The 2,266-nt window shown below is 52.0% G+C and carries 1 protein-coding gene; it reads left to right on the top strand.

Going from position 1 to position 2,266, the window contains the following annotated elements; genetic code table 11:
- The coding region (locus PJ15_RS00015; RefSeq protein ID WP_155766433.1) for a beta strand repeat-containing protein at positions 1 to 2,266 on the top strand (2,266 nt) is incomplete at both ends.

Here is a 2,266-nt window from a genome sequence, read left to right as displayed (position 1 = left end):
CAACTATGTTGTAGATACCACTGCACCAGATACCACGGGTACGACACTGACTGTTGCACCAGTCACCACGGACAACACACTCAATGCCGCAGAATCAACGGGCACAGTGACCGTGACAGGTACCTTAACCGGTATCCCAGCAGATGCAGCAACCACGGTGGTGACACTCCTTATCAATGGTGTGACGTACACTGCAACTGTTGATGCAGCGACAGGCAACTGGACCGCAGATGTAGCAGGTAGTGACTTACTTGCAGATACCGATGCGACCATCGATGCGACAGCAACCTTCACCGATGTAGCAGGCAACAGCAGCACAGTCACCGACACCCAAACTTATAACGTGGATGTGACTGCACCAGCAGCGCCAGAGATTGATCCAGTCAATGGTACCGATCCAATCACCGGTACCGCAGAACCAGGTTCAACCGTGACTGTGACCTTCCCAGATGGCACAACCGTTGATGTAGTGACTGATCCAACCACAGGCGAATGGACCGTACCAAACCCAGGTGGCTTGGTGGATGGCGATACCATCACGGCAATTGCTACCGATCCTGCAGGTAACCCATCTGTACCAGGTACAGAAACAGTGGATCTCACTCCACCAAATCCAGCAGGTGCAACCTTAACAATTGATGATGTGACTGCAGACAACGTGTTGAATGCCGCAGAATCAACCACAACCATCACGGTAACAGGTACCTTAACCGGTATTCCTGCAGATGCAGCAACCACGGTGGTGACACTGCTTATCAATGGTGTGACCTACACTGCAACTGTTGATGCAGCAGCGGGTACATGGACTGCTGATGTAGCAGGTAGTGACTTACTTGCAGATCCAGATGCGACCATCGATGCGACAGCGACCTTCACCGATGCAGCAGGCAACAGCAGCACAGTCACCGATACACAAACTTATACCGTGGATGTGACTGCACCAGCAGCGCCAGAGATTGATCCGGTCAATGGTACCGATCCAATCACGGGTACCGCAGAACCAGGTTCAACGGTGACTGTGACCTTCCCGGATGGCACAACCGTTGATGTGGTGACTGATCCAACCACAGGCGAATGGACTGTACCAAACCCAGGTGGTTTAGTGGATGGTGATACCATCACGGCAATTGCTACAGATCCTGCAGGTAACCCATCTGTACCAGGTACAGAAACAGTGGATCTCACTCCACCAAATCCAGCAGGTGCAACCTTAACCATTGATGATGTGACTGCAGACAACGTGTTGAATGCCGCAGAATCAACAGGCACAGTGACCGTAACAGGTACCTTAACCGGTATTCCTGCTGATGCAGCAACGACTGTGGTGACACTCGTTATCAATGGTGTGACCTACACTGCAACTGTTGATGCAGCAGCGGGTACATGGACTGCAGATGTAGCAGGTAGTGACTTACTTGCAGATCCAGATGCGACCATCGATGCGACAGCGACCTTCACCGATGCAGCAGGCAACAGCAGCACAGTGACTGATACACAAACTTATAACGTGGATGTGACGGCACCAGCAGCGCCAGAGATTGATCCAGTCAATGGTACCGATCCAATCACCGGTACCGCAGAACCAGGTTCAACCGTGACGGTAACCTTCCCAGATGGCACAACTGTTGATGTGGTGACTGATCCAACGACAGGCGAATGGACTGTACCAAACCCAGGTGGTTTAGTGGATGGTGATACCATCACGGCAATTGCCACCGATCCAGCAGGTAACCCATCTGTACCAGGTACAGAAACAGTGGATCTCACTCCACCAAATCCAGCAGGTGCGACCTTAACCATTGATGATGTGACTGCAGACAACGTGTTGAATGCCGCAGAATCAACAGGCACAGTGACTGTAACAGGTACCTTAACCGGTATTCCTGCAGATGCAGCAACCACGGTTGTTACACTCGTTATTAATGGCGTGACATACACTGCAACTGTTGATGCAGCGACAGGCAACTGGACCGCAGATGTGGCAGGTAGTGACTTGCTTGCAGATACCGATGCGACCATCGATGCGACAGCAACCTTCACTGATGCAGCAGGCAACAGCAGCACAGTCACCGATACCCAAACTTATAACGTGGATGTGACTGCACCAGCAGCGCCAGAGATTGATCCGGTCAATGGTACCGATCCAATCACGGGTACCGCAGAACCGGGTTCAACGGTGACTGTGACCTTCCCGGATGGCACAACCGTTGATGTGGTGACTGATCCAACCACAGGCGAATGGACTGTACCAAACCCAGGTGGTTTA

The sequence above is a fragment of the Acinetobacter sp. neg1 genome (assembly GCF_000788125.1).
Classification (GTDB): Bacteria; Pseudomonadota; Gammaproteobacteria; order Pseudomonadales; family Moraxellaceae; genus Acinetobacter; species Acinetobacter vivianii.
The sequence above is the reverse complement of the archived record's forward strand: the minus strand, read 5'-3'. Positions and strand labels throughout refer to the sequence as shown.